Source organism: Ruegeria sp. CJ6 (genome assembly GCF_056536665.1).
The window spans coordinates 315,364-332,958 of the sequence record NZ_JBQFQB010000004.1 but is presented as its reverse complement, the minus strand read 5'-3'; the positions used below and the strand labels follow the sequence as shown (position 1 = coordinate 332,958).

The window sequence follows — 17,595 nt, the reverse complement described above, 5'->3', positions numbered from 1 at the left end:
TGTCTAGAAGAAGCCATGCAGATTTACCTCCCGATTGCCGAAGTATCCGTAAACGCGTTTCTACTGTTTGGACTGGGTGGAATGGTGGGCATTCTGTCTGGAATGTTTGGCGTTGGCGGTGGGTTTTTGATGACCCCACTGCTGTTCTTCATCGGCATTCCGCCTGCGGTTGCGGTTGCAACCGAGGCAAACCAGATTGTTGCTTCATCATTTTCTGGGGTGCTGGCGCATTTCAGGCGCCGAACCGTGGACCTTAAAATGGGTACAGTCCTTTTGGTCGGAGGGCTGACAGGCGCTGCGTTGGGTGTTGTTGTCTTCAACTATCTCAAGAGCCTCGGACAGGTCGATCTGCTGGTCAAACTTTGCTATGTCGTATTTCTGGGCATCATCGGCAGTCTGATGTTTGTCGAAAGCCTGAACGCGATTAGAAAAACGCGGAAAGGCGGCACGCCGCCTCCGAAACGACGCCAGCGCGGTTGGGTGCACGCCATGCCGTTCAAGATGCGGTTTCGGACGTCGGGCCTGTACATCTCGGTCATTCCACCGCTTGTCGTAGGCCTGTTTGTCGGTGTCCTGTCTGCCATCATGGGTGTCGGCGGCGGGTTTATCATGGTGCCCGCGATGATCTACCTATTGGGCATGCCGACCAAGGTTGTTGTCGGAACTTCGCTGTTTCAGATCATCTTTGTAACCGCCTTTACCACTATGCTGCACGCCACCACCAACTATACCGTTGATGTCGTGTTGGCGGTTCTTCTGCTCGTCGGTGGCGTAGTTGGTGCCCAAATCGGAACAGTCATCGGTGCCCGAATGCCGGCTGAACAACTGCGCGTTTTGTTGGCGGCTCTTGTACTTGTCGTCTGCGGCAAGCTGGCGCTTGATCTTCTGCTTCAACCCGCCGAGTTGTATTCGCTTGGCGATGCGGGAGGGCACTAAGATGCTGCGTCTGATTGCTCTTCTTTGTCTGATCTGTCTGCCAGTCTACGCAGCCGAAGAACAGGTTGTTCTGGGCCTAAGTCAGGATCGCGTCTCGATTACCGCCAATTTTGACGGGTCCGAAATACTGGTTTTCGGCGCGGTGAAGCGCGAAGCTCCGATCCCGGACGGTCCACCGCTTGAGGTCATCGTATCGGTGGTCGGCCCATCCGAACCTGTCACCGTACGCCGCAAAGAGAAACGGTTCGGTATCTGGGTGAACACCGACAGCCTTGTTGTTGATCTGGCTCCAAGCTTCTACGCCGTTGCCACCAGCGCACCGTTTTCCGAGGTTCTGACTCAAACCGAAGATCTACGCTATAAGGTTTCGATCGAGCGTGCCATCCGGTCGGTCGGCGCGGACATGAGCATTCAAGGCGCACAGGATTTTTCCGAGGCGGTCATCCGCATCCGCGAAGATGAAGGGCTGTATTCGATCCGGGAAAACACAGTGGCTGTGGACGAACAGACGTTGTTCCGCACATCAATCGACATGCCATCGGACCTGACCGAAGGCGACTACAGCGCCCGAATCTTCCTGACGCGAGACGGAAAGGTGGTCTCAACCTTTGAAACCTCGATCGGAGTACGCAAAGTCGGGCTTGAGCGATTCTTGTACGCGATGTCGCGTGAACAACCCATTTGGTACGGGCTTATGTCACTGGCCATCGCGATTGCCGCCGGTTGGGGCGCTTCGACAGCCTTCCGCCTACTGCGCGAGAACTGATCGTCACCCGCGACCGATATAGGGCATGGTCGTGGCCATAACGGTCATGAACTGCACATTCGCCTCAAGCGGCAATTCGGCCATATGCAGTACCGAGCGGGCGGCATCCCCGACATCCATGGTGGGATCAGGGTCGCGGCCTTCGGCAAGCGCCTCATCGACCAGCCCTTGCACCATCGGGGTGCGCGCATTTCCGATGTCGATCTGACCACAGGCAATTCCAAAACTCCGCCCGTCCAGAGACAGGCTGCGCGTCAGACCGGTAATCGCGTGTTTCGTCGCAGAATAATGCACCGAGTTCGGGCGCGGCACATGAGCAGCGATTGAACCGTTGTTTATGATACGCCCCCCCTGCGGCGCCTGAGCCCGCATCGCAGCAAATGCAGCCCGTGCACATAGGAACATGCCGTTCAGGTTCACATTGACCGAGCCGTACCAATCCTCAAGCGCGATCTCGTCGATGGTGCCACCAGGGGCAAAAATCCCGGCATTGTTGAACAGCACGTCCAGTCGCCCGGTCTGTCGGGTGAATGCAGTAAAGGCGTTTGCAACGGCATCCGGGTCAGTCACATCGGCAACCAGCGGGATCGCCGAGGCGTTATGCTGTGCCATAGCATGAAGTTTGTCAGCGCTGCGGGCCAGAAGCCCGACAGTCCATCCTTCTGACAGAAACAGCTCGGCGGTGGCGCGGCCTATGCCCGAGCTTGCACCGGTCACTATGATCGTCTTCATGTCTCTTCCGCCTCCAATGTCAGGGATGGTGCCGCAACCGCACGCAGGTCATCCACACGCAACGGGTGGGTCGGTTTCGACAAGCGGTTCCGCACTACCCAGATTAGCCTCTCCTGTGCGCGGGTTATGGCGACATAAGCTAAGCGCTTCCACAAAGGTTGCCCGGCCTCAGTACGGCCCATGCGGGCGGCTGCGTAGATGTCTGGCGCAAAGACCTGAACCGTGTCCCATTGCGACCCTTGCGCCTTATGGATCGTCACCGCGGCACCATGCAGGAACGTTGCCCCCATACGGGCAGCATAGGGAATGAACGGCTCCTCCTCATCGGGCTTTTCAATCTGCACGATCGACGCCGCCGAGACCTGAGGGTCTTCGGCCCCCATCACATGCAACCGCGAAAAACCCGGCTTGCGACCAGGGCCAAGGTAAATGACCTGCGCGCCTTTGATCAGCCCGCGCGCCTCAAGGTCCAGTCGCTTTTTGCGGTGCTTCAACGGCAGCTCAATGCCGTCACAAATCAACGGTTCCCCTTCCAGTAGTTCAGTTTCCGGCGCGCCATGTACGGTGCGGAACGCCTGAATCAGCCGGATTCGGGTCGCATTGCGCCAGACAAGAACCGGGCTGCGCGCCATCAGATCAACTTCTACCCGCTGTCCCCAGACAACGCGGTCATCCTTTCGGGCAGTGTCCTCGATCAGACGTTCGAAATCCTCAAACCCCATGGCCGGATCGGACAGAGCATGGGCGAGGTCTAGGATCGGGTTATCCGCAGTTTGCCGATGTACTCGATGCAGGATTTGCTTGCGCGGCTCTGGCAACCCGTCAAACACCATCGAGCCCGATTGGTTAACCGGCGCCAACTGCGCCGGGTCACCAAATAGCAACAAGGTTGGAAAGATTTCCTTTAGATCCTCGAATTGCCGGTCGTCTAGCATCGAGGCTTCGTCCACAAAACCGATATCCAGCGGCTCTTCCCGACGTTTCCAGCCGGTGATGAAATCCGAACCGCGCAACCCAGCAGCGGCCAGCGCACCGGGGATGGATTTGTTGTTGGCATAGAACGCGGCTGCGCGGTCCAGCGCTTCGTCTGTCAGCCCTTCGATCTCGGGCCGTTCGTCATTACCCGCTAGCCATTCGGCGATCCGCTCGTATTCAGGGTCGTAAACAGGCGTATAGAGGATACGGTGGATCGTGGTCGCGGGCACCCCACGCAGCCGCAATACGCTGGCGGCCTTGTTCGTCGGCGCGAGGATCGCAAGGCTGCGCTTGTCGCGGGATTTGCGGCTTTCGAAATCACCCGAGATCAGGTTGACCCCCGTCTCGGCCAAAGCTTTGTAAAGCTCTGCCAGCAACAGGGTTTTGCCCGATCCAGCCTTGCCAATAACAGCCATCACACCAGACTTTCCGTTGCCGGGCAGTTTCAGCAGAGCGTCGTCTTCAAGGTCTACTCCAGCGCCTCGCAACATCTCGGCAATGTTATCAAAAGCGGCAGCCTGATCTTCGGAAAATGTGACTTGGGGCAAGGACATGGCGCGACCCTACAGGGACGCGCCGCGCGCTGCCAGATGTGGATTGGTTTTTCCGTATGCTTAGGCCGACAAAGCGAACCGGTGCTGTGCGCCATGGCCAAATGCTGTCTTGAACCACAGGCGCGACAACTCTCGCGGGATGCCTGCGCGCGCTGCTACACGGTTGCAATCATCCGCTGAATAAGGCCACAGGCCGACCGAGATCTGATCGCGCCCTTTCCCTTCGGTGCCCAAAACCACCGGAGACGATCCGATCATACGGTAGATCCGGATCATGCGGGCATCAAAGACCCCCGCTATGTGGGTCAGGCCAAACCCTTCCATCACCTCACCGCCGCTCAGCATGATGGCCCCAGCAGTATGAGCACTGGCGTTGCGCGAGAGGCAAAAGCGAGTGACCTCCCAGATTAGTGGGCTTCGGATCGGACTGCCTCCGGTGAGATGTCCGAATATGTCGTTCACCATGACCGGACCGGTCGTCGGTAGGATCCGCATGGACCCGCCATGGCTGCCATCTGCCTCTTCCCAAATCACATAGAGCGGGTTCAGGTCATCATACTGATCCCGCTCTTCCCCCTTTTCATTAACCTTAACATCCCAGCCAAGGCGGGTTTTGAACTGATCCGCGCGATCCCTGAACATCCCCCTGGCCAATTCCGGAAATTTATGCAGCTCATCGGCATACAAATAACGCAACATGACGTGTTCCCCTTATCGTCCATAGTTGGAACAAAGGGGGTACGAACACGTGGTTAATTTAAGGTGAGACCACCGTACGGTCGTTAAACGACTATTAATCCTCTACTGAGTGCAGTGGCGATTGCATGAGTCGTATTTTGCGCACCGAGTTTTGAGCGCGCGCTTTCGATATAGGCCCTGAGCGTATGCTCAGAAATGGAAAGAGAGTGCGCCACCTGCGCTCGGCTATACCCCAGCGCCAGCAATGTCATTGCATCGATTTCGCGGGGCGAGAGCCCCCGCATGTTGTCCGGCTGCCGTTCTTTTGCAAATTCCAGCGCTTTTCGATTGAGGAAATGCGCCACCAATATGAGATCGCGGCCATACGTTTCGACAAATGCCTGCCATGTGATGTCATCACAGCTGTTGTTGACCGTAAACAGCGCGAATTGCCCGCCTGGCCCCCGCAGCGGGATCGAATAGCCCTGATTGCCGACGCCATGTTCCTGCGCGTCCTGCAGGAAGGCCTTTACTGCTTTGCCCGACCAATTCAGCTGTTTCCAGTCCACAGCGTGAAATCGCTGAAAACAACCCAGAATAACCGGATCAATACGATGATAATTCCTGTCTCGATACCGATCATCCCAGGCATCCGAATAAGTCGTGAACCCGTATTGATCCCCGGCCCCATCAACCCAATGATATGTCATGTGGTCAATTTGCAGCTTGTCCCGCAACTGGACTGCTACGCTGGTCAGCTCGTCAAGCGTGCTGGTGCTTTCCAAATCCCCTAGGATCTGGCTCAAATCGAATTTTCTTCCCATTCGCGGGCGCGCAAGCCTCATCCTTTGAGGACGCAATCTCGGCCGCGGCGATCAGTCTTGTGTCGTCAAGCTGCTCGGCCAGCGCGCTCAACCCATTCGCCACAGCAAAGGCGTTGAGGTCCGACAGAACGTCCAAAATCCACTCATTTTGCGCCATCAGGGTGTCCCCGAAATAGTTAACGAAGGGTTAACACAACCATAACATGTGCAGACTAATTCGGCCTACTCGCTGCTTTCTACTCCCCAGAAATAGTGGGGTGCGATTTCTTAAAGCATTGAAAATGCATAATCATCGATAGAAACGATGAACACCCGCAAGGCGTGTGTGCGCCCTGCGGGTGTTGCAGCTGCTGTTTGCCTGAGACCGTTAGTCGCGGGCAGCCAATACTTCTTCAAGGGTGCGCATGCCTGTATGCGGAGCCTGAACCAGCACCGACATGTTGCCCGGCTTGTGTTCGTTGCGCATCATCTTCATGTGCGCCTCAGGCAGATCCTGCCAAGTGAACACTTCGGACATGCACGGATCCAAGCGGCGCTCGACCATTAGCTGGTTTGCAGCCGAGGCCTGTTTGAGATGCGCAAAATGCGAGCCCTGCAAGCGTTTCTGGTGCATCCACATGTAACGCACGTCGAAGGTCAGGTTGTAGCCAGTGGTCCCGGCGCAGATCACAACCATACCTCCCTTTTTCACGACAAAAGTGGACACCGGGAACGTGCTTTCGCCGGGGTGCTCGAACACCATGTCGACGTTCACACCTTTGCCGGTAATATCCCAGATGGCCTTGCCAAACTTGCGGGCTTCTTTGAACCATTCAGCATATTCCGGAGTATTCACCGTGGGCAGCTGGCCCCAGCAGTTGAAATCCTTGCGGTTGATGACGCCTTTGGCGCCAAGGTCCATCACAAACTCACGCTTGCTTTCATCCGATATCACGCCGATCGCATTGGCACCCGCAGTGTTGATCAACTGTATCGCGTAAGAGCCCAGACCGCCCGATGCGCCCCAAACCAGGACGTTCTGGCCCGGCTTTAGATCGTGCGGTTCGTGCCCAAAAAGCATCCGATAGGCTGTTGCCAAGGTCAGCGTGTAGCAGGCGCTTTCTTCCCAGGTCAGGTGCTTGGGACGCGGCATCAGCTGCTGTGCCTGAACATTTGTAAACTGCGCGAACGAGCCATCAGGTGTCTCATATCCCCAGATGCGCTGGCTGGGCGAATACATCGGATCACCACCGTTGCAGTGTTCGTCATCGCCATCGTCCTGGTTGCAGTGAATCACGACTTCATCGCCGACTTTCCAGCGCTTCACTTTGTCACCAACCGCCCAGACGATGCCCGACGCATCTGAACCTGCGATGTGAAAGGGTTGGCCGTGGCCATCAAACGGGCTGATCGGCTTGCCAAGCGATGCCCAGACGCCGTTGTAGTTTACACCCGCCGCCATAACGAGAACCAGCACTTCGTGGCTGTCCAGCTTCGGGACATCAACGACTTCCAACTGCATCGCTGTGTCTGGCTCACCGTGGCGCTCTTTCCGGATCGCCCAGGCATACATTTGCTTGGGAACATACCCCATCGGGGGGATTTCACCCATCTCGTAGAGGTCCTTTTCCGGCGCCTCATACGACGCGATACCGCTGTCGACATCCAAAGCCATGCTGGCCTCCTTTTTCCAACTGTTGCCGCGCCGCAGAATCGCGGCTTTCCAAAGACGAAATATTAGCCTCTGAGTAATATTGCAACCGTTTTTGGTATCTATTTTGTAATTTTATGACCCAGCAGTTGCAGAAATACTTTCTGCACTTGCATCATTCTCAGCCCGAACAACGGGTTCTGATGCAGCCGCGTAATAAGCAAGCAGCTCTGATCGCTCGCCTGATGGGCGCAACACTCCAGCCTCGCGACGCAGAATCCGTCGCTCGACCAACTGATTGATGGCATCGTCAACAGCCTCTCCATCATCCTGGGCAACCGCGTCGCCGCCCAACGTCAGCAAACGCGCCTTCAACTCCTGCTCTGACATTTCACCTTCTTCCTGAACCAGCCGACACGCTGCAGGCACTGGAACAAAGGGAATTGCGGCACCGATCCTGCGCATCAACTCGCGGGCCAGATCGGTCGTTAGGTCCTGTTCGTGCGCGACTCGAAATTCCTTCAGAGAAATCGGTGTCGCATACCGCACCGAGGCAATCCCGAATCTCTTGTAGCGCCCGACGAGCTTGCGCCAAATCTGCTTGAGCGACCAGCGGGTGATAACCCCGATCCGCGCGCGGAAGCGGCGTTCACTATCCTTCGCTGCCGCTGTTAATACGGTATCTTCAAGCACCCGATCATAGTTCAAAGCAACCGGAACAAACACCACATCCCGCCCCTGCGGTTCGACTCCGTCAAGGATATACTTCAACAATCCCAGCTTGGGGCGCCCCAGTTTGCCAGTCAGACTCAGCCCGCCCTCAGGGAACATGGCCTGCGTCACGCCCGCTTCGGTCGCGTGTCTTACATAGCTTGCAAGGACCTGTCGATATAGGTCGCTACCCGACTTGCGGCGAATGAAATAGGCCCCCATCGCGCGAATCAATCGACTTAGAGGCCAGACACGGGCCCACTCGCCCACAGCATAGGATAAGGTCGAATGCTCTGCCGCCAGATAGGTGACCAGCACGTAATCCATATTGCTGCGGTGGTTCATGACATAAACGACCGTCGCATCGGGATCGATACTGTCCAGCGCGGCTTTGTCCTCGTAACCCAACTGCACCTTGTAAAAGGCGTTGCTCAGCATGCGGGCAAAACGGATCGCGATGCTGAAATACGCCACTGTCGAGAATGAGGGCGCAATCTCGCGCGCATAACGCCGTGCTAATTCTGAGGCAACAGCGTCAGGCACACCTTCTTCTTTGGCATGCTGCTGCACCGCCCGGCTTACTTGCGGGTCATAGATAAGCCGTTGAATCATGTCATGCCGCCCCGCCAACTTGAACGGTTGGATCGGACGCTGCAGTCGCTTGTTCAACCGTGCGACGGCGCGCTCAAGGCGGCGGCGGAAAAACCAGCGCACCGACGGAAACAAAAAATGCGAGGCAAATGTGACCGCGGCAAACAGCACGATCAGCACAAACAGCCAAAGCGGGATTTCCACAGTCTGCATCATTCGGGCACAGTGCCATCAAACGCGACCACCCACAATCTGCAGAAACCGTCGATGCCGCAACGCAGCGAATTGACATGTACTGAAAATTACTATTTACCACCATAGAACGTAATTTTGTTACCCACCGATCCGCGAGGCCCGACCCATGACGCAGTTGCAGAAAGATCGCCCCTGGCTCATCCGTACATATGCCGGTCACTCAACGGCCAAAGCGTCAAATTCGCTTTATCGTGCGAACCTGGCCAAAGGTCAGACCGGCCTATCCGTGGCCTTCGATCTGCCAACCCAAACAGGGTATGACAGCGATCACACTTTGGCGCGCGGCGAAGTTGGAAAAGTTGGGGTTCCGATCTGCCATCTGGGGGACATGCGGGTTCTGTTCGATCAAATTCCGCTGGAACAGATGAATACCTCGATGACGATCAATGCGACTGCTCCTTGGCTTTTGGCGCTATATATCGCAGTTGCCGAGGAACAGGGCGCGGATGCCTCGAAATTGCAGGGGACCGTCCAGAACGACCTGATCAAGGAATACCTGAGCCGCGGCACTTATGTGTGCCCACCCAAGCCATCGCTGAAGATGATCGCGGACGTGGCCGAATATTGCTACGATAACGTGCCCAAATGGAACCCGATGAATGTGTGTTCGTACCACCTGCAAGAAGCAGGCGCGACGCCTGAGCAAGAGCTGGCCTATGCTCTGGCGACTGCCATTGCAGTGCTGGACGAACTTCGCCCGCGCGTTCCGGCTGAAGACTTCCCAGCACTCTGCGGGCGGATTTCGTTTTTTGTGAATGCGGGCATCCGGTTTGTCACCGAAATGTGCAAAATGCGCGCCTTTGTGGATCTTTGGGACGAAATTCTGCAGCAGCGCTATGGCATTGAAGACCCCAAGTTCCGCCGATTCCGTTATGGCGTTCAGGTAAACTCGCTGGGGCTGACCGAACAGCAGCCGGAAAACAACGTTTATCGCATACTGATTGAAATGCTTGCGGTGACGCTGTCTAAACGTGCCCGCGCACGTGCGGTGCAGTTGCCTGCATGGAACGAAGCGCTCGGCCTGCCACGCCCCTGGGATCAGCAATGGTCGATGCGGATGCAACAAATCCTCGCCTATGAAACAGATCTGCTGGAATATGGCGATTTGTTCGACAGCAATCCGGTTGTCGACGCCAAAGTCGAAGAACTTAAAAATGGCGCACGAGCCGAATTGGCTAATCTCGAATCGATGGGCGGCGCGGTAGCCTCGATCGAATACATGAAATCGCGGCTGGTCGAGTCCAATGCCGAGCGCCTGAACCGTATTGAACGCAATGAAACCGTCGTCGTTGGCGTAAACAAATGGACCGAGGGCGAAGCCTCGCCTTTGCAGACCGAGGATGGCGGCATCATGGTCGTCGACCCGGCGGTTGAACAGGAACAAATCGGGCGCTTGAACGACTGGCGTGCGGATCGGGATGACGCAGCCGTGGCTGCGGCGTTACAAGCCCTGCGCGAAGCAGCGAAATCTGGTGCCAATGTGATGGCACCTTCAATCGCTGCGGCCAAGGCCGGTGTCACAACTGGCGAATGGGCCGAGGAAATGCGCAAGGCCTACGGTACATATCGTGGACCAACCGGCGTCTCGGGATCTGTTTCGAACAAAACCGAAGGTCTGGAAGACTTGCGCGCGGCCGTAGATGCGGTAAGCGACCGTCTGGGGCGCAGGCTAAAGTTTCTTGTTGGCAAACCTGGTCTGGACGGACACTCGAACGGAGCCGAACAGATCGCCTTCCGCGCACGCGACTGTGGCATGGACATCAGTTACGAAGGTATTCGTCTTACGCCCGAAGAAATCGTAACTGCGGCACAAGAAGACAAAGCGCATGTGATTGGTCTATCGATCCTCTCTGGCAGCCACCTGCCTTTGGTGAAGGACGTGATGACACGGCTGAAAGCAGCAGGGCTAAGCGATATTCCCGTCATTGTTGGTGGGATCATCCCCGATGAGGACGCGGATCAATTGCGTTCCATGGGTGTATCGAAAATCTATACGCCGAAAAATTTCGAATTGAATGCAATCATGGGCGATATCGTCACATTGGTTGACCCAACGGAAATTGCGGCTGAATAGAAAAGCATATTACAGAAATCTCCATTTCTATTTCCGGTAAAATGGGAATAGATAGGTTCGGGTTTATTCAATTTCCCCTGCAATAAGTAGGGGAATAGCCGAAATGGAGAAGATTATGGCGATCGATCTTGAAAAAATGTCGCGCAAAGAACTGCTCGAATTGCGCAATCGGGTCGAAAAGGCGCTAAAAACCGCCGAAGTGCGTGAGCGAAAAGAAGCGTTGAAAGCCGCCGAAAAGGCGGCGGCGGAATATGGGTTTTCGTTGTCTGAATTGTCAGGAGACAGCACTAAATCGGTAAAATCATCTAAAGCGAAGTATCAAAATCCGAACAATCCGTCGCAAACCTGGACCGGGCGGGGCCGCAAACCGCAGTGGGTTCATGACGCCATAAAAGCCGGTACCGATATTACTGATCTGGAAATCTGATCGGGGGCAAGTGGCAAAATGACTATCCATATTGGAGCCCAAAAAGGCGAGATTGCCGAAACCGTTCTTTTGCCCGGCGACCCGTATCGTGCGAAATGGGCGGCTGAAACGTTTCTTGAAGACGTTAAGCTGGTCAACGAAGTGCGCGGTATGCTGGGGTTCACCGGCACTTGGAAAGGGAACCGCGTTACCATTCAGGGCAGCGGCATGGGCATGCCCTCGCTGTCGATCTACGTGAACGAGCTGATCCGGGACTACGGTGCCAAGACCTTGATCCGGATCGGGTCTTGTGGCGGGATGCAGGACAGCGTGAATGTGCGTGATGTCATTCTGGCGATGACATCGACCACGCTAAGCACACCTTCGCGCGGGATCATGAAAGAGATGAACTTTGCCCCTTGTGCGGATTGGGGGCTTTTGCAGGCTGCGGCATTGGCTGCACAAGCCAAAGGCACGCCAACCCATGTTGGCGGCATCTATTCATCCGACGTCTTCTATGACGAGCGCCCGGATCTGAACGAACAAATGGTTCGGCACGGTATTTTGGGTGTCGAGATGGAAGCGGCAGAGCTTTACATCCTCGCCGCGCGTCACAAATGCCGCGCATTGGCGGTGCTGACTGTCTCCGACCACCTGCTGACCGGCGAAGCCCTGCCCTCTTCGGACCGGGAAAGCAGTTTTGGCGACATGATCGAAATCGCGCTGCAGGCGGCGTTTCCGGCCAGCTGAATTGCGCAAGTTCTAGCGCCCGTGCGTGCGGTCATATCCGTTGCGTGCGGGGCTGCGCCATCCCTCAAGCGCACCTTCAGCCGGGGCAAAGGTTTCTACCAGCAGGGGATAACACGGTGCTGTATCCGATGAATGCTCGGACGAACAATCTCCACCCGGGCACGCGCTTAGATTTCCCAGCAGATCAATCTCGGCGAAGAACTCAAGATAGTCGCCCGGACGAACGGGTGATGCTTTCATGAAATATTGCCCGGTATCACGCGTGAAGCCGGTGCACATGAATACGTTCAATACATCATGTACGGCAGGCTCGGCTTCGGCCAAAGAGATGCCCATATGATCCGCCAGCGCGCGCGTCAGGTTCGAATGGCAACAGTGATGGTACTGCGACCCGGACAGTAAATTGCCGGTATAGGGGTCGCATCGCGTGCCGATAACATCGTGAACCGACCCGCCGAAATCATCGATCCCGTACCACCCCAGCGTATCTGCAATGATTGTCGCCATGGGTCGCATATGTGGAAAGCTCGACCACATGCGCTCACCTACGGAGATATGCGTGCCATGCAACGCGCGCGTCTTGCCGGAATAGAAGCGCTCGGTCAGGTCGTTGAGGTTCCACAGGTTCAGGTCGCCAACCTGCGATCCTTCAACAGAAGTGATCCGAAAGAAATGCCCGGCAGGGACTTCAAAACACCGTGCATCTCGTGGCGGTACCAGCACCTCGCCCGTCTTTATCGCTCCATCACGCGCAGTTTGATAAAGCCCGAGATCGGGCTTTGGCAGCCCGTCATTGGGGTAGCAAATAACGGGCGCAATCGTGCGGCGTGCATCTGCATCAGCGGGTGGGCGGGGCGTGTTCCGAGATTCTGACATGGGCCGAGAGTGGCGCAGTTCGGCCCGGTGGGGAACCCCAAACCACAGCTATTGCCCTTTCAGACACTGCGTGGGCTCGACGTCAGATTTTGAAACCGCACCACAATACGCACAGCGCCACTGGCCCTCGCTTCGATGTTGCCGCCACCTGCAGTCGCGCGTTAGAGACGACGTGCGGGACCGCCAGAAAAAATAGGCAAAAACGCCAGCGGCGAGCAGAAGCAATAGAACGGGCATAGCTCTGCATTGCCTATTGTGTCGAGTTTTTCAAGCCGACACGGTCAGGCAGCGTTTGCGTATTCAAACAATTCTGGTGTTTCGTCTTTGGCCGGAACTTTGGGCTCGGGCGTATAGTAAGCCCAGGCTTGCTCCAGCAATTCCAGAGCTTTGGCCGCGTCGTGTTTTTTGTTTTGCCTGCTCATCGGAGTGACCTCTTTTCGAACTCATCACTCCTCCCTGCAGCAAACTTAGAACCGCAGGAGAATAAACGCATCGCATAGTTTTGCAGAGGCGTCATGCACTTGCCGCAACTCGGCAAGCGCGTTGATTTAGTGCACGATCAGACCGCGCGGTCGACCATCATCTTTTTGATCTCGGCGATCGCCTTGGCCGGGTTCAAACCCTTGGGGCAGGTTTTGGCACAGTTCATGATGGTGTGGCAGCGATACAGCTTGAACGGATCTTCCAGCTCGTCCAAGCGCTCACCGGTGGCCTCATCCCGACTGTCGATGATCCAGCGGTAAGCATGCAGCAGCGCGGCAGGGCCGAGATAACGGTCGCCGTTCCACCAGTAGCTGGGGCACGAGGTCGAGCAACTGGCACACATCACACATTCATAGAGACCATCCAATTTCTTGCGGTCTTCGATGGATTGCTTCCACTCTTTTGCCGGACGATTGGTCTTAGTCTCCAACCACGGCATGATCGAGGCGTGTTGGGCGTAGAAATGAGTCAGATCAGGGATCAGGTCCTTGACCACCGGCATATGGGGCAGCGGGTAGATCTTCACGTCGCCCTTGATCTCATCCATACCATAGATACAGGCCAGCGTGTTAATCCCGTCGATGTTCATCGCGCAGGACCCGCAGATGCCTTCGCGGCACGAACGGCGGAAGGTCAGGGTCGGATCGATCTCATTCTTGATCTTGATCAGAGCGTCCAGAACCATCGGGCCGCAAGTGTCCATGTCGACGAAATAAGTATCGACACGCGGGTTCTGGCCATCATCCGGGTTCCAGCGATAGATCTGGAATTTGCGCACATTGGTCGCGCCGTCGGGCTTGGGCCAGGTTTTACCGGTGGTGATCCGGGAATTCTTGGGGAGGGTCAGTTGTACCATAAGTTCCTCTCCTTAGAACGTCCGCGCCTTGGGCGCGATTCTTTTCATGCTTATGCCGCCCTCGTCTTCGGTCGTCAGCGGATCAACGATAACCGGACGGTAGCTAAGCTCTACTTTATTGCCATCGACACGGCTGACCGTGTGGACGCGCCAGTTCTCATCGTCACGCTCGGTGAAATCTTCATGGGCGTGTGCACCGCGGGATTCCTTACGCGCTTCGGCACCAACGATGGTGGCGAGCGCGCTTGGCATCAGGTTGGTAAGCTCGAGCGTCTCCATCAGATCGCTGTTCCAGACCAACGATCTGTCAGAAACCTTCAGATCATCCATCTTGGCAGCGATCGCGGTCATCTTCTCGACGCCCTCAGCCATGGTCTTCGAGGTGCGGAAAACCGCCGCGTCCTCTTGCATGGTGCGCTGCATCTCAAGCCGCAGATCTGCGGTTGGAATTGCGCCGCTGGCGTTGCGCGCCGCATCGAACCTGTCAAACGCCTTATCGACAGAGGCCTGGTTCAGAACCGGGTTCGACGCGTCGGCATCCACAACTTTGCCCGCCCGGATCGCCGCCGCACGGCCAAACACCACGAGGTCGATCAGCGAGTTTGAACCAAGACGGTTTGCCCCGTGAACCGAGGCACACCCGGCCTCGCCCACAGCCATCAGGCCAGGGACCACGGCAGTCGGGTTGTCGGCTGTCGGGTTCAGCACCTCACCCCAATAGTTCGTCGGGATACCACCCATGTTATAGTGCACGGTCGGCAGAACCGGGATCGGTTCCTTGGTAACGTCAACACCGGCAAAGACGCGCGCAGATTCTGAAATGCCCGGTAGGCGTTCCGCCAAAGCTTCGGCTGGCAAATGGCTGAGGTTCAGATGGATGTGATCGCCGTTGTCACCGTGGCCGCGCCCTTCGCGAATTTCCATGGTCATTGAACGGCTAACGTAGTCGCGCGGCGCGAGGTCTTTGTACTGGGGCGCGTAGCGCTCCATGAACCGCTCGCCTTCCGAGTTGGTCAGGTATCCGCCTTCACCACGTGCACCTTCGGTGATCAGGCAGCCCGATCCGTAGATGCCGGTTGGGTGGAACTGAACAAATTCCATATCCTGCAGCGCAAGACCCGCGCGGGCCACCATACCGCCACCGTCGCCGGTGCAGGTATGTGCCGAGGTTGCACTGAAATAGGCGCGGCCATAGCCGCCGGTCGCCAGAACAACCATCTTGGCGTTAAAGACGTGCATTGTGCCGTCGTCCAGCTTCCAGCACACGACACCCTGACACTGTCCGTCCTCAGACATTATCAGATCAATGGCGAAATACTCGATGTAGAACTCGGCGTTGTTCTTCAGCGACTGACCATACAGCGTGTGCAGGATCGCATGACCGGTCCGGTCGGCGGCGGCACAGGTCCGCTGCACAGCGGGGCCTTCGCCAAATTCGGTGGTGTGGCCACCAAATGGGCGCTGATAGATCTTGCCTTCTTCGGTCCGGCTGAATGGCACTCCGTAGTGTTCTAGCTCATATACGGCTTTGGGTGCTTCACGCGCCAGGTATTCCATCGCATCGGTGTCACCCAGCCAGTCCGAGCCCTTTACGGTGTCATACATGTGCCACTGCCAATGGTCTGGCCCCATATTCGACAAGGACGCCGCAATACCGCCTTGGGCGGCCACTGTGTGTGAACGGGTCGGGAATACCTTCGTCACGCAAGCGGTGCGCAAACCCTGCTCGGCCATGCCCAATGTTGCACGCAGACCCGCGCCACCGGCACCGACAACCACCACGTCATATTCGTGGGTTTCGTATTCATATGCTGCTGTCATTGTTCTTGTTCCTTACTGCGCATATCCGAGAGCCAGACGCGCGAGCGCAAACAGACCCGCAGCAATCAGTGTGTATGCAAAGGCCTGCGCTGCCATCAGCGCCAGCTTTTCCGCGACGCCATGCACGTAGTCCTCAATCGCTTCCTGGGCTTCGCGCAACAAATGCGGGACGACAACAACCAGTGTCAGACCCATGATAATCGCTGGGAACGGGCGGCTGTAATAGGCCAGAGCCTCTTCGTAGGTTCCACCTAGGGCGTGCCCGAAGGTAAATACAAACAGCGGAACAAGGATGACCAATGCCGCCGAGCTGAGCATCATTTGCCAGTGGTGATGTGTACCTGCACGTCCGGCCCCCATGCCCTGCGCGCGTTTACGGTCTGTGAGAAACTGCATCGCGAACCTCCCCTTAAAGCGCTACGGCTGTGATCAGAGCCAGAACAGTTGCCAGCACGAACATGCCAATGCCCATCTTCTCGGACACCTCAACATCCACGCAATATCCCAGATCCCAGATGACGTGCCGCAAACGGCCCAACATGTGATAGAAAATGGCCCATGCCGCGCCAAACATGACCAGATCACCCAGGAAACTGGTCATCAATCCATTGATCAGCTCAAAGGCGCTTTCCGATGAGGCCGCAGCAAGTAACCACCAGACGACCAACAAAGCCAAACCAAAAGACGCAAGACCCGTGATGCGCACCATAATCGAAGATATGGACGTCATCTGTGGACGATAGATCGTCAAATGTGGAGAAAGCGGGCGGTTGCCTCGATTTACATCGGCCATGTTGGCTCCTTTTCGGTTGGCTACCGAACGTTTTACTGTTTTTTACGACTCTGTCACGCGCTGCAGGTGCAAAATCCAGTAAATTTAACGCAAAATCGCTGATAAGCCGCGTTTGTGATCACACAAAATATTCTCGTGATCACAAATCACATTCGATACCGCCAATGTTAGCGTTTTCAATGAAAAAGCAATGTGATCACGAATCTATTATTGGAGCGGCGTCAGCCCTGCAGTCTGCTGTGTCACCTCGCGTAAAAGCTTCTTGCGAATACGTTCGGGATAATCCGCGAAGCCTGCTGCAGAGACGACAAAGGCCCCCTCGCCAACGATGACGTTCTCGAAGAAATAGGCTGTCAGATCGGGTTCACTTTCTTCAATCGCGATCGCGTTCACGGTGATGCCGCGATCACGCAGTTTGGCGTGGATGGTCGACGGCTCGATTCCTTCATTCGAAATTCCGTCGCCCGAAAGATCAATAAGATGCCTTTCGCATTCGGGCACGTCGTCAAAGCTGGCAACCGTCATATCGAGCGCCTCACCTATCGCAGTTGAGAAGTTACGCCAGACACGAGGATCAGCTGCGACCTGATCAGCAAAACTGTCCAGGGTGTTAAAACTATCGATCCGGGTCCAGGGGATCGTGATCCTCTGGCGAGAACTGCCTGTCCATTGCACAAGCATCAGCCGAGCCTGTCCGCGCACCAAGGCCTCGGATACGATAGGGTCCCGCAGACCTGCGGCAAGACCGTCCATTTGGATACGATATTCCTCGGAATCAACCGAGCCTGAAACGTCTACGGCCAAGGCCAGAGCCAAATCACAAGCATAGGCCTGAGATGCCAGATACAGGCTGGCGGCGAGCGCACGAAACATCATCATGCGCC

Annotated in this window: 19 protein-coding genes; 5 read left to right on the top strand and 14 right to left on the bottom strand. The window is 56.3% G+C overall.

From position 1 onward, the window contains the following. Window positions 1-15 precede the first annotated feature (15 nt). A complete protein-coding gene (locus tag ACR0BT_RS14000; protein WP_170395834.1) occupies window positions 16-936 on the top strand; it encodes a sulfite exporter TauE/SafE family protein in 921 nt (306 codons plus the stop codon). Between the two features lies 1 nt (window position 937). Then, entirely contained in the window at window positions 938-1,702 is a 765-nt protein-coding gene (locus tag ACR0BT_RS13995) for a TIGR02186 family protein (protein WP_170513034.1), read from the top strand. A gap of 3 nt (window positions 1,703-1,705) precedes the next feature. Here ACR0BT_RS13995 and ACR0BT_RS13990 read toward each other — a convergent pair whose 3' ends face one another. The 7 genes from ACR0BT_RS13990 to ACR0BT_RS13960 form a co-directional block, all read right to left on the bottom strand. Continuing rightward, window positions 1,706-2,434 (bottom strand): SDR family oxidoreductase, encoded by a 729-nt coding sequence (locus tag ACR0BT_RS13990; RefSeq protein ID WP_170408323.1) that lies wholly within the window; start codon window positions 2,432-2,434, stop codon window positions 1,706-1,708. After that, on the bottom strand, window positions 2,431-3,963 hold the full coding sequence (locus tag ACR0BT_RS13985; RefSeq protein ID WP_170566301.1) for an AAA family ATPase: 1,533 nt from the start codon (window positions 3,961-3,963) through the stop codon (window positions 2,431-2,433). The genes ACR0BT_RS13990 and ACR0BT_RS13985 overlap by 4 nt, the downstream gene beginning before the upstream one ends. 60 nt (window positions 3,964-4,023) lie before the next feature. Further along, window positions 4,024-4,662, bottom strand: a complete 639-nt coding sequence (locus ACR0BT_RS13980) for an acyl-homoserine-lactone synthase (protein WP_170647111.1) — start codon at window positions 4,660-4,662, stop codon at window positions 4,024-4,026. 83 nt (window positions 4,663-4,745) lie between these two features. After that, window positions 4,746-5,465: a helix-turn-helix transcriptional regulator gene (locus ACR0BT_RS13975; protein WP_170647112.1), complete on the bottom strand. Its 720-nt coding sequence runs from the start codon at window positions 5,463-5,465 to the stop codon at window positions 4,746-4,748. After that, window positions 5,404-5,622: a hypothetical protein gene (locus ACR0BT_RS13970; protein WP_152610760.1), complete on the bottom strand. Its 219-nt coding sequence runs from the start codon at window positions 5,620-5,622 to the stop codon at window positions 5,404-5,406. Before ACR0BT_RS13970 ends, ACR0BT_RS13975 begins: the two co-directional genes overlap by 62 nt. A 210-nt stretch (window positions 5,623-5,832) precedes the next feature. Further along, the gene (gene ccrA / locus ACR0BT_RS13965) at window positions 5,833-7,119 is read right to left on the bottom strand and encodes a crotonyl-CoA carboxylase/reductase (RefSeq protein ID WP_170395824.1); all 1,287 of its coding nucleotides are present in this window, start codon (window positions 7,117-7,119) and stop codon (window positions 5,833-5,835) included. Window positions 7,120-7,230: 111 nt separating this feature from the next. Next, a complete protein-coding gene (locus ACR0BT_RS13960) occupies window positions 7,231-8,613 on the bottom strand; it encodes a 1-acyl-sn-glycerol-3-phosphate acyltransferase (RefSeq protein ID WP_480763404.1) in 1,383 nt (460 codons plus the stop codon). Window positions 8,614-8,758: 145 nt separating this feature from the next. Here ACR0BT_RS13960 and ACR0BT_RS13955 point away from each other — a divergent pair, with 145 nt between their 5' ends. The 3 genes from ACR0BT_RS13955 to deoD all read left to right on the top strand — a co-directional run bounded on the left by ACR0BT_RS13955 (window position 8,759) and on the right by deoD (window position 11,882). Then, entirely contained in the window at window positions 8,759-10,726 is a 1,968-nt protein-coding gene (locus ACR0BT_RS13955) for a methylmalonyl-CoA mutase family protein (RefSeq protein WP_480763403.1), read from the top strand. Between the two features lie 115 nt (window positions 10,727-10,841). Beyond that, window positions 10,842-11,153 (top strand): H-NS histone family protein, encoded by a 312-nt coding sequence (locus ACR0BT_RS13950; protein ID WP_223117549.1) that lies wholly within the window; start codon window positions 10,842-10,844, stop codon window positions 11,151-11,153. 18 nt (window positions 11,154-11,171) lie between these two features. Continuing rightward, the gene (deoD, locus tag ACR0BT_RS13945) at window positions 11,172-11,882 is read left to right on the top strand and encodes a purine-nucleoside phosphorylase (protein ID WP_223117548.1); all 711 of its coding nucleotides are present in this window, start codon (window positions 11,172-11,174) and stop codon (window positions 11,880-11,882) included. A gap of 12 nt (window positions 11,883-11,894) precedes the next feature. Here deoD and ACR0BT_RS13940 read toward each other — a convergent pair whose 3' ends face one another. The 7 genes from ACR0BT_RS13940 to ACR0BT_RS13910 form a co-directional block, all read right to left on the bottom strand. After that, entirely contained in the window at window positions 11,895-12,758 is an 864-nt protein-coding gene (locus ACR0BT_RS13940) for an urea carboxylase-associated family protein (RefSeq protein ID WP_223117547.1), read from the bottom strand. 281 nt (window positions 12,759-13,039) lie between these two features. Then, on the bottom strand, window positions 13,040-13,180 hold the full coding sequence (locus tag ACR0BT_RS13935) for a hypothetical protein (protein ID WP_223117546.1): 141 nt from the start codon (window positions 13,178-13,180) through the stop codon (window positions 13,040-13,042). Window positions 13,181-13,317: 137 nt separating this feature from the next. Further along, window positions 13,318-14,097, bottom strand: coding sequence for a succinate dehydrogenase iron-sulfur subunit (locus tag ACR0BT_RS13930; RefSeq protein ID WP_170408332.1), 780 nt, complete (start codon window positions 14,095-14,097; stop codon window positions 13,318-13,320). A gap of 12 nt (window positions 14,098-14,109) precedes the next feature. Further along, complete coding sequence (gene sdhA, locus ACR0BT_RS13925; protein ID WP_170395802.1) at window positions 14,110-15,918, bottom strand: succinate dehydrogenase flavoprotein subunit; 1,809 nt, start codon at window positions 15,916-15,918, stop codon at window positions 14,110-14,112. A 12-nt stretch (window positions 15,919-15,930) separates the two neighbouring features. Beyond that, on the bottom strand, window positions 15,931-16,314 hold the full coding sequence (locus tag ACR0BT_RS13920) for a succinate dehydrogenase, hydrophobic membrane anchor protein (protein WP_170395800.1): 384 nt from the start codon (window positions 16,312-16,314) through the stop codon (window positions 15,931-15,933). Between the two features lie 13 nt (window positions 16,315-16,327). Beyond that, complete coding sequence (sdhC, locus tag ACR0BT_RS13915) at window positions 16,328-16,711, bottom strand: succinate dehydrogenase, cytochrome b556 subunit (protein ID WP_480763402.1); 384 nt, start codon at window positions 16,709-16,711, stop codon at window positions 16,328-16,330. A gap of 207 nt (window positions 16,712-16,918) precedes the next feature. Then, on the bottom strand, window positions 16,919-17,590 hold the full coding sequence (locus tag ACR0BT_RS13910) for a DUF1194 domain-containing protein (protein WP_370644346.1): 672 nt from the start codon (window positions 17,588-17,590) through the stop codon (window positions 16,919-16,921). Window positions 17,591-17,595 lie beyond the last annotated feature (5 nt).

Coding starts and splice junctions, on each gene's coding strand:
- ACR0BT_RS13990 (WP_170408323.1), bottom strand. CDS start 2,434: ATGAAGACGATCATAGTGACCGGTGCAAGCTCGGGCATAGGCCGCGCC.
- ACR0BT_RS13955 (WP_480763403.1), top strand. CDS start 8,759: ATGACGCAGTTGCAGAAAGATCGCCCCTGGCTCATCCGTACATATGCC.
- ACR0BT_RS13930 (WP_170408332.1), bottom strand. CDS start 14,097: ATGGTACAACTGACCCTCCCCAAGAATTCCCGGATCACCACCGGTAAA.
- ACR0BT_RS13975 (WP_170647112.1), bottom strand. CDS start 5,465: ATGGGAAGAAAATTCGATTTGAGCCAGATCCTAGGGGATTTGGAAAGC.
- sdhC (WP_480763402.1), bottom strand. CDS start 16,711: ATGGCCGATGTAAATCGAGGCAACCGCCCGCTTTCTCCACATTTGACG.
- ACR0BT_RS13950 (WP_223117549.1), top strand. CDS start 10,842: ATGGCGATCGATCTTGAAAAAATGTCGCGCAAAGAACTGCTCGAATTG.
- ACR0BT_RS13935 (WP_223117546.1), bottom strand. CDS start 13,180: ATGAGCAGGCAAAACAAAAAACACGACGCGGCCAAAGCTCTGGAATTG.
- ACR0BT_RS13920 (WP_170395800.1), bottom strand. CDS start 16,314: ATGCAGTTTCTCACAGACCGTAAACGCGCGCAGGGCATGGGGGCCGGA.
- ACR0BT_RS13910 (WP_370644346.1), bottom strand. CDS start 17,590: ATGATGATGTTTCGTGCGCTCGCCGCCAGCCTGTATCTGGCATCTCAG.
- ACR0BT_RS13995 (WP_170513034.1), top strand. CDS start 938: ATGCTGCGTCTGATTGCTCTTCTTTGTCTGATCTGTCTGCCAGTCTAC.
- ACR0BT_RS13980 (WP_170647111.1), bottom strand. CDS start 4,662: ATGTTGCGTTATTTGTATGCCGATGAGCTGCATAAATTTCCGGAATTG.
- sdhA (WP_170395802.1), bottom strand. CDS start 15,918: ATGACAGCAGCATATGAATACGAAACCCACGAATATGACGTGGTGGTT.
- ACR0BT_RS14000 (WP_170395834.1), top strand. CDS start 16: ATGCAGATTTACCTCCCGATTGCCGAAGTATCCGTAAACGCGTTTCTA.
- ACR0BT_RS13970 (WP_152610760.1), bottom strand. CDS start 5,622: ATGGCGCAAAATGAGTGGATTTTGGACGTTCTGTCGGACCTCAACGCC.
- ccrA (WP_170395824.1), bottom strand. CDS start 7,119: ATGGCTTTGGATGTCGACAGCGGTATCGCGTCGTATGAGGCGCCGGAA.
- ACR0BT_RS13960 (WP_480763404.1), bottom strand. CDS start 8,613: ATGATGCAGACTGTGGAAATCCCGCTTTGGCTGTTTGTGCTGATCGTG.
- ACR0BT_RS13940 (WP_223117547.1), bottom strand. CDS start 12,758: ATGTCAGAATCTCGGAACACGCCCCGCCCACCCGCTGATGCAGATGCA.
- deoD (WP_223117548.1), top strand. CDS start 11,172: ATGACTATCCATATTGGAGCCCAAAAAGGCGAGATTGCCGAAACCGTT.
- ACR0BT_RS13985 (WP_170566301.1), bottom strand. CDS start 3,963: ATGTCCTTGCCCCAAGTCACATTTTCCGAAGATCAGGCTGCCGCTTTT.